12 protein-coding genes are annotated in these 14,140 nt (G+C 67.4%); 8 read left to right on the top strand and 4 right to left on the bottom strand.

Annotated elements, in window-relative coordinates:
* Positions 1 to 68: 68 nt before the first annotated feature.
* The 4 genes from cls to N5C18_RS05605 all read left to right on the top strand — a co-directional run bounded on the left by cls (position 69) and on the right by N5C18_RS05605 (position 3,827).
* The gene (gene cls, locus N5C18_RS05620; RefSeq protein ID WP_279944024.1) at positions 69 to 1,529 is read left to right on the top strand and encodes a cardiolipin synthase; all 1,461 of its coding nucleotides are present in this window, start codon (positions 69 to 71) and stop codon (positions 1,527 to 1,529) included.
* A gap of 40 nt (positions 1,530 to 1,569) precedes the next feature.
* On the top strand, positions 1,570 to 1,839 hold the full coding sequence (locus N5C18_RS05615; protein WP_180878543.1) for a hypothetical protein: 270 nt from the start codon (positions 1,570 to 1,572) through the stop codon (positions 1,837 to 1,839).
* 9 nt (positions 1,840 to 1,848) lie between these two features.
* Positions 1,849 to 2,592: a pyridoxine 5'-phosphate synthase gene (locus N5C18_RS05610; RefSeq protein ID WP_279944023.1), complete on the top strand. Its 744-nt coding sequence runs from the start codon at positions 1,849 to 1,851 to the stop codon at positions 2,590 to 2,592.
* A gap of 143 nt (positions 2,593 to 2,735) precedes the next feature.
* A complete protein-coding gene (locus tag N5C18_RS05605) occupies positions 2,736 to 3,827 on the top strand; it encodes a PA0069 family radical SAM protein (protein WP_279944022.1) in 1,092 nt (363 codons plus the stop codon).
* A gap of 90 nt (positions 3,828 to 3,917) precedes the next feature.
* Here N5C18_RS05605 and N5C18_RS05600 read toward each other — a convergent pair whose 3' ends face one another.
* The 3 genes from N5C18_RS05600 to N5C18_RS05590 form a co-directional block, all read right to left on the bottom strand.
* Positions 3,918 to 4,625, bottom strand: coding sequence for a 2OG-Fe(II) oxygenase (locus N5C18_RS05600; protein ID WP_279944021.1), 708 nt, complete (start codon positions 4,623 to 4,625; stop codon positions 3,918 to 3,920).
* A gap of 107 nt (positions 4,626 to 4,732) precedes the next feature.
* Complete coding sequence (locus N5C18_RS05595; RefSeq protein ID WP_008265475.1) at positions 4,733 to 5,749, bottom strand: class 1 fructose-bisphosphatase; 1,017 nt, start codon at positions 5,747 to 5,749, stop codon at positions 4,733 to 4,735.
* Between the two features lie 341 nt (positions 5,750 to 6,090).
* Complete coding sequence (locus tag N5C18_RS05590) at positions 6,091 to 7,293, bottom strand: amino acid aminotransferase (RefSeq protein ID WP_053448367.1); 1,203 nt, start codon at positions 7,291 to 7,293, stop codon at positions 6,091 to 6,093.
* Between the two features lie 171 nt (positions 7,294 to 7,464).
* Between N5C18_RS05590 and N5C18_RS05585 the strand changes: the two genes are divergently transcribed.
* On the top strand, positions 7,465 to 9,555 hold the full coding sequence (locus N5C18_RS05585) for a TonB-dependent receptor (protein ID WP_053508096.1): 2,091 nt from the start codon (positions 7,465 to 7,467) through the stop codon (positions 9,553 to 9,555).
* A gap of 111 nt (positions 9,556 to 9,666) precedes the next feature.
* On the opposite strand, the gene N5C18_RS05580 is transcribed toward N5C18_RS05585, so the two are convergent.
* Positions 9,667 to 10,011 carry a hypothetical protein gene (locus N5C18_RS05580; protein WP_053508091.1) on the bottom strand — a complete coding sequence of 115 codons (345 nt, stop codon included), beginning with the start codon at positions 10,009 to 10,011 and terminating at the stop codon, positions 9,667 to 9,669.
* A gap of 146 nt (positions 10,012 to 10,157) precedes the next feature.
* Here N5C18_RS05580 and N5C18_RS05575 point away from each other — a divergent pair, with 146 nt between their 5' ends.
* From N5C18_RS05575 to ligD, 3 genes are all read left to right on the top strand, one after another.
* Positions 10,158 to 10,556, top strand: a complete 399-nt coding sequence (locus N5C18_RS05575; RefSeq protein ID WP_053508086.1) for a hypothetical protein — start codon at positions 10,158 to 10,160, stop codon at positions 10,554 to 10,556.
* 167 nt (positions 10,557 to 10,723) lie between these two features.
* Complete coding sequence (locus tag N5C18_RS05570) at positions 10,724 to 11,617, top strand: Ku protein (RefSeq protein WP_279944020.1); 894 nt, start codon at positions 10,724 to 10,726, stop codon at positions 11,615 to 11,617.
* A 3-nt stretch (positions 11,618 to 11,620) separates the two neighbouring features.
* The gene (ligD, locus tag N5C18_RS05565) at positions 11,621 to 14,107 is read left to right on the top strand and encodes a DNA ligase D (protein WP_279944018.1); all 2,487 of its coding nucleotides are present in this window, start codon (positions 11,621 to 11,623) and stop codon (positions 14,105 to 14,107) included.
* The last annotated feature ends 33 nt before the right edge of the window (positions 14,108 to 14,140 follow it).

Raw genomic sequence — 14,140 nt, 5'->3', positions numbered from 1 at the left:
TGCAGACGCCCCTGGAAACAGGGGCGTCTTTTTTTATCCCTGGCCGCCCGGGCCGCTATGATCGGCGGATGCTCGCCCTCTTCGACTCCCTGCGCCACTGGCTCGACGGCATCGCCCACCTCGGCACCATCCTGGCGGTGGCCTACCTGCTGTACCTGTTCGCGCTGGCTGGCTGGATCATGCTGCAGAAGCGCGAGCCGGTGGCCACGCTGAGCTGGATCCTGTCGCTGGCGTTGCTGCCGTACCTGGGCCTCTTCATCTACTACCTGCTCGGCCCGCAGAAGGTGAAGCGGCAGCGCCTGCGCCGTGGCCGTGCGCGTTCGGGCATGGAGCACTACAGCGACGTCTGCCCACCCGATGCCGACTGCACCGAGCTGGCCAAGATCGCCCAGGCCACCACCGGGCTGGCACCGAGCAGCGCCACCGAAGTGACCTGGCTGGTGGATGGCGCCGCCACCTACGCTGCCCTGATGGAAGCCGTCGCACAGGCGCGCGACCACGTGCATCTGGAGTACTACATCTTCAACCCGGACCACGCCGGCACCGCGCTGCGCGATGCCCTGGTCGAACGTGCCCGTGCCGGTGTGCAGGTACGCCTGCTGCTGGATGCCGTGGGTTCTTCCGCCCTGCCCCGCCGCTTCCTGCAGCCGCTGCTGGATGCAGGCGGCGAAGCGATCTGGTTCCATCCGCGGCAACTGCTGAAGCCGTTCAAGCGGCCCTGGTTGAACCTGCGCACCCATCGCAAGCTGGTGATCGTGGACGGCCGCCTGGCCTTCACCGGCGGCATCAACATCACCGACGACGAAGACGAGAGCCGCAGGGCCGACGCCTACCGTGACCTGCACATGCGCATCCGCGGCCACGTGGTGCGCAGCCTGCAGCTGGTGTTCGCCGAGGACTGGCTTTACGCCAGTGGCCAGGACCATTCGCGCTTCGATATCGCGCGCCTGTGGCCGGCCGAAATGCCGCTGCGCGCGGACGGCCCCATCAACGCCCAGGTGCTGGTGTCCGGGCCCGACTCGGGATGGGAAACGATCCACCGCCTGCATGTGGCCGCTATCCAGGAGGCGCACGAACGCGTCTGGCTGGTCACGCCCTACTTCGTGCCCGGCGAGGCCGCGCGGATGGCGCTGACCTCGGCGGCGCTGGGCGGCCTGGACGTACGCCTGCTGGTGCCGAAGATGAGTGACTCCTGGTTCGTCACCCAGGCCGCGCGCTCCTACTTCGACGAGCTGCTGCATGCCGGCGTGAAGATCTACGAGTACGGCCCGCGCATGCTGCACACCAAGGCCTTCATCGCCGACGACGATGTCTGCATCGTCGGCAGCGCCAACTTCGACCACCGCAGCTTCCGGCTGAACTTCGAGTTGTCGATGATGATCAGCGACCGTGACCGCGTCGCCGCCCTGGCCGAGCTGCTGCAGGGCGAATTCGACCGTGCCACCCGCGTGCACGACCAGGCCGGCCGCTCGCTGTGGCTGCACCGCCTGCCCGAGGCGTTCGCGCGGCTGGCCTCGCCGCTGCTCTGACGCAGCGCTACACTGCGCCGATCATCCGGGGAGCCCGACTATGTACTGGTTGTACCTGCTGCTGGCGCTGGGCTGTTTCGCCTTTGCGCTGAAGACCCCCAGCGCCGGGCTGATGACCCTGTGCCTGCTGGCTGCCCTCGCCTTCCTGCTGGCCTGGGTACGCGGCCGCTACGTGGCCCGCTTTGGCGACCTGCAGCGCGACCCTGCCACCCTGGTCGATGCCGAGGAACTGCGGCGCCTGCGCGAACAGGCCCAGGCCCGCCGCAACGACGACGGCAACGACCACGATCCGTCCCCTCTTTCCAAGTAGTTCCGTTCCATGACCCAGCTCAGCGTCAACGTCAACAAGATCGCCGTCCTGCGCAACTCGCGTGGCGGCGCCGAACCGGACGTGGTGCGTGCCGCCCAGGCCTGCCTGGATGCCGGCGCGCATGGCATCACCGTGCACCCGCGGCCGGACCGCCGCCATATCACCGCCGAGGACGTGCTGGCCCTGTCCACGCTGACCCGCGCCCGTGGCGTGGAGTTCAACATCGAAGGCAATCCGTTCGCTCCGCCACGCGAGGGCTACCCGGGGTTGCTGCCGCTGTGCGCGCAGACCCGCCCGGCACAGGCCACCCTGGTGCCCGACGGCGACGGCCAGATCACGTCCGACCATGGCTTCGACTTCGAGCGGGACGGCGAGCGCCTGCGCCCGCTGGTCGCCGAACTGAAAGCAATGGGTTGCCGGGTCAGCCTGTTCGTCGACGCCGGCAACCCACTGCTGGAGCAGGCAGCTGAAGTCGGCGCAAACCGCATCGAGCTGTACACCGGCCCCTACGCTGAGGCACACGCCGCCGGCGACGCCGAGGCGATGCTGGCGCTGTTCGCCACTGCCGCACGTCGAGCGCAGGCCGTCGGCCTGGGCGTCAACGCTGGCCACGATCTGTCGCAGGACAACCTGCGCGACTTCCTGGCCCACGTGCCGGATGTGCTGGAGGTGTCGATCGGCCACGCGCTGATCGGCGAAGCGCTGTATGACGGCCTGGATGCCACCGTGCGCGGGTACCTGGCGCTGCTCTGACCCCCGCGCTGTAGCGTCGAGCCATGCTCGACAGCCCCGGGACGGATGGGAAATGGAGTCGAGCATGGCTCGACTCTACAAGGGGCTGAACCCTTCAGGCGGCCGTCGCAGCCGTTGAGACGGTCGCGGCGTACCCTGCGTCCATGGGTATTGCGATCAAGGGCCGAGGTTCCACGTCCCACCTTGCCGGGCGCTTTGAAAGCACCGTCCGCGAGGCGGTGGATGATGGCTGGGCGGTCGATGAGAGCGAAGAGTTCCTCGCCCCGCGCCTGCGCACCGAGGTGCGCGCCGAAACCGCACGCAGCATCATCACCCGGAACAACTCGCCGGATGTCGGCTTCAGCCAGTCGGTGAATCCGTATCGCGGCTGCGAGCATGGCTGCTCTTACTGCTTTGCGCGTCCCTCGCATGCCTATCTGAACCTGTCACCGGGCCTGGATTTCGAGACCAAGCTGTTCGCCAAGACCAATGCGCCGCAGCTGCTGCGCAAGGAGCTGTCGAAGCCGGCTTACGTGCCACAGCCGATCGCGCTGGGCATCAACACCGACGCGTACCAACCGATCGAACGCAAGTTCAAGCTGACCCGCCAGCTGATCGAAGTGATGCTGGAGACGAAACATCCGTTCTCGCTGATCACCAAGAACGCACTGGTCGAGCGCGACATCGATCTGCTTGCACCGCTGGCCGCGGAAAACCTGGTCAGCGTGCATTTCTCGGTGACCTCGCTGGACCCGCATCTCTCGGCCAAGCTGGAACCGCGCGCATCGGCACCGCATGCACGGCTGCGCGCGATGAAGCGGCTGCATGAGGCCGGCATTCCGGTCGGGGTGATGGTGGCGCCGGTGATTCCATGGATCAACGACAGCGAACTGGAAGCCGTGCTGGAGGCCGCGCATGATGCTGGCGCCAGCACCGCTGGCTACGTGCTGCTGCGCCTGCCGCTGGAAGTGGCACCGCTGTTCCGCGACTGGCTGGATACCCATCATCCGGATCGCGCCGCGCATGTAATGAGCACCATCCAGCAGCTGCGCGGTGGCAAGGACTACGACAGCCAGTTCGGCACGCGCATGCGCGGCGAAGGCGTGTATGCGGACCTGTTGAACAACCGCTTCAAGCTGGCGCGCAAGCGGCTGGGGTTCAATCCGCAGAACAGCCATTGGCCGAAGCTGGATTGCAGCCGGTTCCTGAAGCCATTGCCACCGAAGAAGGATTCGCCGCAGGGCTCGTTGTTCTGAGTAGCGTCGAGCTTGCTCGACTGGCGACGGAAAAGCAGTCGAGCAAGCTCGACTCTACGGGGAATACAACGTAGTCGAGCAAGCTCGACGCTACGCCCCAAACAACTTCTGCGCGCTCTGGAACAGGATCCAGCTGGTGGCGATGAACTTGTCGCCGCCCTGCGGCCGGTTGCCGCGATGGGTGTGGGTGAACGCGGTCGGGGCAATCAGCAGGCTGCCGGTGCGTGGCGCGATCTTGCGGCCCTGGAACAGGAACTCGGTTTCGCCTTCCTCGAAGTCATCGTTGAGGTACAGCGTCCACAACACGTGCCGGTGCAGGGTCTCGGCCTGGGCATCCTTCGGGTACAGCTCGCAGTGCCAGTACGGATAGCCGCCCTCGCCCGCCGCGTACCACTGCAGGTTGATCGCGCCTGGGCGCAGGCAGGTGCGGGCCAGGTCGGCCAGCTGCTGCTGCGGCATGTCGGGGAAGTCCTCGGCAGACAGGCGTCGCGGCTGGCCATTGCTGTCCTGGATCTGCAACATCAGCGGAGCGATCAACGCCTGTGGATAACGGCGTAGATAAGTCAGCAGGCCGTTGAACACCGCGATCTGCATCTGCTGGTCGACATCCTGCCAGCCGTCCAGTCCACTGATGCGCAGATCCTTGCTGTGCTTGAGTTCCGGGAACACACCACTGCCGACCGCACCGGGCAGCAGGCCACGCGTTGCACGCATGCGCTCGACGATCGCCGCGCAGACGTCGCTGGGGACGGCATTGTGGATGACTTCGATGAAATCGACCGGGCCCTGCTCGTGCATGCGTGCATTCCTTAGGCGGCAATGGCTCGATGGTGCCGTTTGCCGCCCGTGGTGTCACCCCACGGTCATGTCATCGATCTGCCATGACCGTTGTCGGATGACGGCCCTCAGCCCTGCGCGCCGTCGTGCGCGTGGTGGTAGCGCACGGCTTCGGCCACTTCCTCGCGCGAGCCGAGGAACACCGGCACGCGCTGGTGCAGCTGGTCGGGCTGGATATCGAGGATGCGCTCGCGGCCGGTCGAGGCGGCGCCACCGGCCTGCTCGACCAGCAGGCCCATCGGGTTGGCTTCGTACATCAGGCGCAGCTTGCCGGCCTTGGACGGGTCTTTCTTGTCCCACGGGTAGATGAAGATGCCGCCGCGGGTCAGGATGCGATGCACGTCGGCGACCATGCTGGCGATCCAGCGCATGTTGAAGTTCTTGCCGCGTGCGCCTTCCTTGCCGGCCAGCAGGTCGCCGACGTAGGCCTGCATCGGCGCTTCCCAATGCCGCTGGTTGGACATGTTGATGGCAAATTCCTGGGTGGCCGCCGGAATCTGCATGTTCTCGGTGGTCAGCACGAACTCGCCCTTCTCGCGGTCCAGGGTGAAAGCGTGGGTGCCATGGCCGACGGTCAGCACCAGCTGGGTGCTGGGCCCGTAGATGCAGTAGCCGGCGGCGATCTGCTTGCTGCCCGGCTGCAGGAACGCGTCATCGCCCGGCAGTTCCACGTTGGTCGGGCAGCGCAGCACCGAGAAGATGGTGCCGACCGAGACGTTGACGTCGATGTTGGAGCTGCCATCGAGGGGATCGAACAGCAGCAGGAAGTCGCCACGCGGATAGATGTCCGGCACCGGCTGGCTGTGGTCCATTTCTTCCGAGGCGCAGGCGGCGAGGTGGCCGCCCCAGGCGTTGGCTTCGAGCAGGATCTCGTTGCTGATGACGTCCAGCTTCTTCTGCGCTTCGCCCTGTACGTTGCCGGTACCGGCCTCGCCCAGCACGCCGCCAAGGGCGCCCTTGCTGACGGCGATGGAGATGCTGGTGCAGGCGCGGGCGACGACCGCGATCAGCTGGCGCAGGTCGGCATTGATGCGGCCGGCGTGCTGTTCCTGGATCAGGAAGCGGGTCAACGAAGTACGGGACATGAGCGGGCAGGTCTCGGCAGCGGGAAAACGCCTATTGTCGCCGGTCTGGCGGGGGCGTGCGTGACCGCGGGAAGGCGTAATCGTTTCCAGATGCGTTGCGCTCGTGGCGCCTTCCTTTTGTCGAGGCTCGTGGGAGGGGGAGGCGATGCAGGACACGCTGCAAGTACGTCCATGTAAGCTCGATGGCGCCATCCATGGCGCCAACGGTCCTGCATCGCCTCCCCCTCCCACGCGCTTCAGGGTTCGCCGCGAGCGCGGTGGGTGTGGCAAAGGCAGGGGCAAATGCAAAAAAACAAAGGCGCCTCGCGGCGCCTTTGCGATCAAACCACTGGTGCGTTGTTTCAGCCCTTGGCGACGGTGGCCACGGCCTTGGCGACGTATTCCAGGTTGTTCTGGTTCAGCGCGGCCACGCAGATGCGGCCGGTGCCGACGGCGTAGATGCCGAACTCGTCGCGCAGGCGTTCGACCTGCTCACGGCTCAGGCCGGAGTAGGAGAACATGCCGGCCTGCTCGTTGATGAAGCCGAACTGCGGCGCACCGGCGGCGGCCAGCTTCTCGACCAGGCCGTGGCGCAGGGCATGGATGCGCTCGCGCATCTCGGTCAGCTCCTGCTCCCACATCGCGCGCAGGTCCGGGTTGGTCAGCACGCCGGCCACCAGCGCGGCACCGTGGGTGGACGGGCTGGAGTAGATCGTGCGGATCACGCGCTTGACCTGCGACTGCACGGCCTTGGCGTCCGCGGCGGTCGGGGCGACCATCGACAGCGCACCCACGCGCTCGCCGTACAGCGAGAACGACTTGGAGTACGAGTTGGCGACGATGAAGCTGTCAATGCCGGCCTCGGCGATGATGCGCACGGCGGCGCCGTCCTGCTCGATGCCCTTGTCGAAGCCCTGGTAGGCCATGTCGATGAAGGGGAACAGCTGCTTGTCTTTCAGCAGCTGCGCGACCTGCTTCCACTGGGTGACGGTGAGGTCGGCGCCGGTGGGGTTGTGGCAGCAGGCGTGCAGCAGCACCACGGTGCCGGCCTGCAGCTTGCCCAGGTCGGCCAGCATGCCGTCGAAATCGACGCCATGGGTGGTTGGGTCGAAGTAGGTGTAATCCACCACCTCGAAGCCGGCCGCGCTGAACACGGCGCGGTGGTTTTCCCAGCTCGGGTTGCTCAGCGCGACGGTGGCGTGCGGCAGCAGCTTCTTCAGCACGTCGGCGCCGACGCGCAGCGCACCGCTGCCACCCACCGTCTGTGCGGTGGTGACGCGGCCGGCGGCCAGCAGCGGCGAATCCTTGCCGAACACCAGCTCACGCGTGGCCTGCGTGTACGCCGGCAGGCCATCGATCGGCAGGTAGCCGCGCGGTTTGGCTTCAGCGGCGAGCTGCTGCTCGATCTGCTTGACGGCGCGCAGCAGCGGAATGCGGCCACTCTCGTCGTAGTAGATGCCCACACCCAGGTTGACCTTGGTCGGGCGGCTGTCGGCGTTGTACGCCTCGGTCAGGCCCAGGATCGGGTCGCCTGGGACCAGTTCCACGTTTGCAAAGAAGGACACGGCGGTACTCGTTCGGTAGACGGAAAGGGGGAGGAATTGCGCCACGCGGCTTGCGGCTTTCCAGCCGGAAACAGCCCATCGTAACAAAGCCTGCCGGGGCTGGCCGCCGCCATCGTCATCCCCGGGCCCGTACCATGGCGTGCGTTGCCGCCCGATCCATCAACCTGAATCATGAATCCCGCCGCACGACGCCATTGCCTGCCGCTGTCCGCCCTGCTGCTGTCGCCATTTGCCAGCATGGCCGAGCCTGCCCCCACCGCCCTGCCCGCCGTGCAGGTGCAGGCCGCACGCGTACCCGGCATCGACCCGTTCGCCCTGCCGGCCAGCCTGGACACGGTCTGGATCGACGCCCGCCGCGCCGGGGCCGGGGCGCAGCTGTCCGAAGCACTGGCCGGGGTGCCGGGCCTGGTCGCGCGCGACCGGCAGAACTTCGCGCAGGACACGCAGCTGTCGATCCGGGGCTTCGGCGCGCGCTCGACCTTCGGTGTGCGCGGGGTGCGGGTGCTGATCGACGGCGTACCGGCGACCATGCCCGACGGCCAGGGTCAGTTGTCGCATGCCAGCCTGCTCGGCGCCGAGCGCATCGACGTGCTGCGTGGGCCGTTCTCGGCGCTGTATGGCAACTCCTCCGGCGGCGTGCTGCAGGTGTGGAGCGCACAGGGCCAGGCCGGCGACCCGTGGCGGCTGCGCCTCAATGCCGGCGCCGACAACACGCTCAGTGTCGGCGCGCAACTGAAGGGCGCAGGCCACGGGCTGGACTACAACATCGCCGCCAACCACTTCCGTACCGATGGCTGGCGTGACCACAGCCGGGCGCGCCGTGAATCGCTCAACGCGCGCATCGGCGGTGAGCTGGGCGGTGGGCGGCTGGAGCTGCTGCTCAATGCGCTGGATGCGCCCGATGCGCAGGATCCGCTGGGCCTGACCCGCGCGCAGGTGGCGGCGGACCCGCGCCAGGCTACCGCCGTGGCACACCAGTACAACACCCGCAAATCGGTGCGCCAGCAGCAGGCGGGGCTGCGCTGGACCCGCGAGGCCGGCGCGCAGCGCTGGCAGCTGATGGGCTATGCCGGCCAGCGCGCGGTGCGTCAGTACCTGCCGATTCCGCCGGCGGCCCAGGCCAATCCCCTGCATGCGGGCGGGGTGATCGACCTGGACGGAGGCTACGGCGGGCTGGACGCGCGCTGGGGCTGGCACGGCGATCTCGCCGGACGGCCGCTGGACCTGGTGGCCGGGCTCAGCGCCGACCGTCAGCGCCAGCACCGCACCGGCTACGAGAACTTCATCGGCAGCACGCTGGGCGTACGCGGGCAGCTGCGCCGCGACCAGATCGACGTCGTGCAGAACGTGGACCAGTTCGCGCAGGCCTGGTGGCAATGGAGCCCGCGCTGGTCGTTGCTGGCGGGCGTGCGCCACAGCAGCGTGCGCTTCGAATCGGACGATCGCTACATCACCGGCCGCAACCCGGACGACAGCGGCCGCCGTCGCTACCAGGCGACCACCCCGGTGGCCGGCATCAGCTTCGAGGCCAGTCCGCAGTGGCGCCTGCACGCTGCCGTTGGCCGCGGCTTCGAGACGCCTACCTTCAACGAACTGGGTTACCGCGCCGACGGTCAGGCGGGACTGGCACTGGATCTTGCCGCCGCGCGCAGCCGCTCCGTGGAAGTGGGCAGCAAGTGGCACGCACAGGATGGAACCCAGCTTGATGTCAGCCTTTTCCGTGCAGATACCGACGATGAGCTGGCTGTTGCCAGCAATATCGGCGGACGCAGCACCTATCGCAACATTGGCCGTACCCGTCGCCAGGGGCTGGAACTGCAGTACCGCCAGCCGCTGGCCGAGCAGCTGGAACTGCAGCTGGCCTGGACCTGGCTGCAGGCGCAGGTGCGCTCGCCCTACCTGACCTCCAATACCGTGGTTACCACCGGCAGCCGCCTGCCCGGCGTGCCGCGCCAGCAGGCCTTCGCCCGGTTGCAGTGGACGCCGGGCGACTGGCAGTGGGCGCTGGAAGCCAATGCCAGCAGCGACACGGTGGTGAACGACGTGGCCACCGAGCGAGCGCCGGGCTTCGCCCTGCTGCATCTGGAAGGTGGCCGCCGCTGGACCCTGCCCGGCGGCGAGCTGCGTGCCTTCGCCCGGCTGGAGAACGTGCTGGACCAGGCCTACATCGGCTCGGTGATCGTCAACGACGGCAACGGCCGCTTCTACGAGCCCGGACCGGGGCGGCGGTCCAGCGTGGGACTGCAGTGGTCGTGGCGCTGAAGCGGCCGTGCCGGCTGTTGGCCGGGAAGATCCCCGGTAGTGCCGGCCGCTGGCCGGCATCGCGCCGTTCGGGATCTGCGGAGGTTGCCGGCCAGCGGCCGGCACTACCCTTCAATCGGGCGCCTTGGCCGGCACGAACGGTGAGGTCGGGTCGCTGGCCGGGAAGGTTTCCTCCAGTGCCTCGTCCTGGTTGTCGCTGGCCCGCTGCTTGCGCTCGCGGCGCTTGAGCGGGCTTTCCTGGCCGCCGCGATGGCGGTCGCCGCCGTCCTTGCGGTCCTGGGCCGCCTGTTCAGCCTCATGCTTCACCGGCAGGTGCTCGTCGCCCTGCGCGGCATCGAAGAAGGGGGCCCCGGTACCGCGGTAGTCGGCAGTGTCGGCGTCGCGCTTGCCACGCTGCTCGCCGGCAATGGGCGGGTGGTTTTCCCGCAGCGGGTCTCGGGAGGTTTCACGGCTCATGGTCTGGCTACCTGCGCTCGGGGCCTCCACTACACCGCCAGCAAGGTAAAGCCGCCGCGAACCTGGCGTCATGAACATCTCGCTCACCCGCTGGTAACGGCACCGCGCGTATTCCTGCCCACCCGCCCCCGCTGCAGGAGCCGGCCATGCCCCGTCTTGAACGACCCGCACCGTCCGTGTTCAACGCCCTGCTCGATCCGCTCGGCCAGCGCACCGCGCCGCGCCGCACGCGTCGCCATGAAGACCCGCAGGCGGTGGCGCAGGACTACCTGCAGTACATGCTCAGCGATTACGAGGAGCGTCGCGGGCCCGGCCATCGCAACTGGCGTGACCTGTGCCCGGTCTATGCCTTCGCGCTGACCACCCACGCCGCCGACTGGCCGCGCGGTGACGCCGCCGATACCTGCGAGGAACTGGCCGAGCACTGGGAGCAGATGCGCGGGCAGTCGCGGCTGAGCTGGTCGCAGGCGCGGCCGGTGGTGGAAGACGCCTGGCGCGCGCTGGACCATATTCCGGCCGCGGCAGTGCGGCCACTGCTGCAGTAGTGCCGGCCGCTGGCCGGCAGAGGTTCGCTGCCTAGAGTTTTCTGGGGTTGCCGGCCAGCGGCCGGCACTACCGCATCTGCGTAGAACCCACGTGCACGGCACCGACACGGGTGGTTTACATCGCCGGGCTGAAGCTGGCTGTCCCCTGCCCCGTCACAGGTATCTCCATGGCCCGCCCGATCTGGACCGGCACGCTGTCGTTCGGTCTTCTCAACGTGCCGGTGTCGCTGATGTCCGGCGAACGCAAGGTCGACCTGCAGTTCCGCATGCTCGATTCGCGCGACCGCAAGCCGATCCGCTTCGAGCGGGTCAACGCCGATACCGGCGAGGAAGTGCCCTGGAAGGACATCGTCAAGGCCTACGAGTACGACAAGGGCAGCTATGTCGTGCTGGAGGAAGGCGACATCCGCTCGGCTGCGCCGGAAAGCCACGAAGCGGTGGAAGTGGAATCGTTCGTGGATGCGGCGCAGATCGATCCGCGCTACTACGAGAAGCCGTATCTGCTGGTGCCAGGCAAGAAGGCCGAGAAGGGCTATGTGCTGCTGCGCGAGACCCTGCGCAGGACCGGCAAGGTCGGCATCGCGCGGGTGGTGGTACGCACGCGTGAGTACCTGTGCGCGGTGATGCCGCAGGCAGACGCGCTGGTGCTGATGATCCTGCGCTATCCACAGGAGCTGGTGGACCCGGAGGACTACGCGCTGCCCGCCGGGAAACTGTCCGACTACCGCATCACCGGCAAGGAATCGGCAATGGCCGAGCAGCTGATCGAGTCGATGGCTGGCGACTGGGACCCCTCGCAGTACCACGACGAGTTCCGCGAGCGCCTGCAGCAGGTGCTGAACAAGCGCATCAAGTCCAAGGGCGGCACCACCCGGGTGGAAGAGGAGCCGGCGCCGCATGAGGATGCGGCCACCAATGTGGTCGACTTCATGGCGCTGCTGCAGAAAAGCCTGGATGCGAACACGCGCACACCGGCGAAGAAGACTGCGGCCCGCAAGGCGCCTGCGAAGAAGGTGGCAAAGAAGGCCGTCAAGAAGACCACGCGGCGCAAGGCAGGTTGAGCCATGTCGCTGCATCAGTACCGGCGCAAGCGTCGCCTCGGCGGAGGTAGCGGTCAGACGCCGGAGCCTGACGACACCCCCGCCCACGGTGACCCGAAGCGTCGGCCAACGTTCGTCATCCAGCTGCATCATGCCAGTTCGCGCCACTACGATTTCCGCCTGGAAATGGACGGTGTACTGAAGAGCTGGGCCGTGCCGAAGGGGCCTTCGCTGCGCGTTGGCGAGAAGCGGTTGGCGGTGGAAGTGGAAGACCATCCGCTGTCCTACGCCGGGTTCGAGGGCGACATTCCCGAAGGCCATTACGGCGCGGGCCATGTGGAGGTGTTCGATCATGGCACCTGGGCCTGTGAAGGTGATCCATTGCAGGCGCTGGCGGCGGGCAAGATCGACTTCGTGCTGCACGGGCAGCGGTTGGCCGGCAGTTGGAAGCTGGTGCGCACGGCGATGAAGGGGCGCCAGGTGCAATGGCTGCTGATCAAGCGCGATGATGAGCAAGCGCGCGATGCCGAAGCGGATGATCTATTGGAAGCGCCCGTGCCGAAACGCTCATCGGCGGCGAAGACGCGCACGGCGGGAAGGACAGAGCGCGCTACACCGGCCGTACGCAGGGCTACCCGCAACGCCGATGCACGCTGGCATGCGCGGGCGCTGAAACTGGACGGCGCACGTGACACGCCCTACCCACGCGCCTTCAAACCGCAATTGACCGATCACCGCGACACCGCGCCGGATGGCCAGCACTGGCTGCATGAGATCAAGTGGGATGGCTATCGACTGTTGGCTGATCTGCACGATGGCGAAGTGAAACTGCGTTCGCGCAACGGCCTGGACTGGACGGCCGATTTTCCCGAAGTCGTGCAGGCCATCCGGGCGCTGCCGGTGCGCGATGCGCGCCTGGACGGTGAACTGGTGGTACTGGATGCGCAGGGCCGCAGTGACTTCGCAGCACTGCAACGGGTGATCGACGGCAGTTCGAAACAGCCGCTGCGCTACATCGTCTTCGACCTGCCAGGTGTTGCCGGTGCCGACATCAGCCGCGCGCCCCTGCTGGAACGCAAGGCGCTGCTGAAAGCGCTGCTGGGCAATGTACCCGGCATCCTCGCCTTCAGTGAGCATGTGATCGATCACGGGCCACAGGTGTTCGCTGCCAGTGGCAAGGCGGGTTTCGAGGGCATCGTCAGCAAGCAGGTCGACGCGCCCTATGTGAATGCCCGTGCGCGCAGCTGGGTCAAGGTCAAGCACGAGGACACCGACGAGTTCGTGATCGTCGGTCACACGGCACCCAAGGGTTCGCGGGTAGGATTCGGCTCGTTGCTTCTGGCCGCGCAGGACAAGGCCGGCCTGCGCTATGTCGGTCGCGTAGGCACCGGCTTCGACGATGAACGCCTGCGCGCGCTGCACAAGGCACTGCAGCCGCTGGCGGTGAAGGCCCCCGTTCTGCCGTTGCCGGCGCATGTGCCGTTCCGTGCGTCCAGCGTGCGCTGGGTGAAGCCGGTGGCGGTGGCCGAGGTCGCCTTCCGTGGCTGGGGCAAGGAAGGACTGCTGCGCCAGGCCAGCTTCAAGCGGCTGCGCAACGACAAGCAGGTGGAGGACCTGGAAGTGAACGCTGCAGACGTGGACACCGTGGGCGAGGTGCAGATCACGCACCCCGAACGCGTGGTATTCCCGGATCAGAAACTCAGCAAGGGCGACGTGGCCGACTACTACCGGCAGATGGCGCGCTGGATCCTGCCGGAGATTGCCGGCAGGCCGTTGTCAGTGCTGCGCTGTCCCGACGGTGTCGGCAAGACCTGCTTCTTCCAGAAGCACCATGGCCCCGGGCTGGGTGATGCCGTGCATGCGGTGCCCCTGCAGCAGAAGAGCGGACGCGAGGACTACGTCTACATCGACAACGCGCGTGGCCTGCTCCAGCTGGTGCAGATGAACACGCTGGAGCTGCATCCGTGGGGGGCGACGGTAGACGACCCGGAGCATCCGGACCGCCTGGTGTTCGATCTCGACCCCGGCGACGGCGTGAGCTGGGCGCAGGTGAAAGCGGGGGCGCGTGATGTCCGCGACCGCCTGCTGCAGATCGGCCTGCAGAGCTTCGTGCGGCTGTCTGGCGGCAAGGGCGTGCACGTGGTGGTGCCGTTGCAGCCAAAGGCGGACTGGGAGCAGGCCAAGGCGTTCTGCGAGGCATTCGCGCAGGCGATGGCACTGCAGCAGCCTGATCGCTACGTGGCGACGATGAGCAAGGCGAAGCGCAGCGGCGTGATCTTCATCGATTGGCTGCGCAACACGCGCGGTGCCACCAGCGTGTGTTCGTGGTCATTGCGGGCGCGCGAGAACGCTGGCGTGGCGGTGCCGTTACGCTGGGAGGAACTGGCAAAGGTGACCGCCGCCGATGCGTTCCCGATGACCAGGGCGCTGGCGCGTGCGAAGCGGCTGAAGGGTGACCCCTGGCAGGGCATCGAACGGTTGAAGCAGACGCTGCCGCCGCTGAAGCGGTAGTGCCGGCCGCTGGCCGGCAACCTCGGCCATCCC

Source organism: Stenotrophomonas sp. GD03930 (assembly GCF_029839665.1).
Classification (GTDB): Bacteria; Pseudomonadota; Gammaproteobacteria; order Xanthomonadales; family Xanthomonadaceae; genus Stenotrophomonas; species Stenotrophomonas forensis.
Note: the sequence above shows the minus strand (reverse complement) of the source record. Positions and strands in the feature narration are given on the sequence as shown.

Excerpts from the sequence above, each read along its gene's own strand:
- N5C18_RS05615 (WP_180878543.1), top strand. The coding sequence starts at position 1,570 with ATGTACTGGTTGTACCTGCTGCTGGCGCTGGGCTGTTTCGCCTTTGCG.
- N5C18_RS05580 (WP_053508091.1), bottom strand. The coding sequence starts at position 10,011 with ATGAGCCGTGAAACCTCCCGAGACCCGCTGCGGGAAAACCACCCGCCC.
- N5C18_RS05595 (WP_008265475.1), bottom strand. The coding sequence starts at position 5,749 with ATGTCCCGTACTTCGTTGACCCGCTTCCTGATCCAGGAACAGCACGCC.
- N5C18_RS05610 (WP_279944023.1), top strand. The coding sequence starts at position 1,849 with ATGACCCAGCTCAGCGTCAACGTCAACAAGATCGCCGTCCTGCGCAAC.
- N5C18_RS05575 (WP_053508086.1), top strand. The coding sequence starts at position 10,158 with ATGCCCCGTCTTGAACGACCCGCACCGTCCGTGTTCAACGCCCTGCTC.
- N5C18_RS05570 (WP_279944020.1), top strand. The coding sequence starts at position 10,724 with ATGGCCCGCCCGATCTGGACCGGCACGCTGTCGTTCGGTCTTCTCAAC.
- N5C18_RS05600 (WP_279944021.1), bottom strand. The coding sequence starts at position 4,625 with ATGCACGAGCAGGGCCCGGTCGATTTCATCGAAGTCATCCACAATGCC.
- cls (WP_279944024.1), top strand. The coding sequence starts at position 69 with ATGCTCGCCCTCTTCGACTCCCTGCGCCACTGGCTCGACGGCATCGCC.
- N5C18_RS05585 (WP_053508096.1), top strand. The coding sequence starts at position 7,465 with ATGAATCCCGCCGCACGACGCCATTGCCTGCCGCTGTCCGCCCTGCTG.
- ligD (WP_279944018.1), top strand. The coding sequence starts at position 11,621 with ATGTCGCTGCATCAGTACCGGCGCAAGCGTCGCCTCGGCGGAGGTAGC.
- N5C18_RS05605 (WP_279944022.1), top strand. The coding sequence starts at position 2,736 with ATGGGTATTGCGATCAAGGGCCGAGGTTCCACGTCCCACCTTGCCGGG.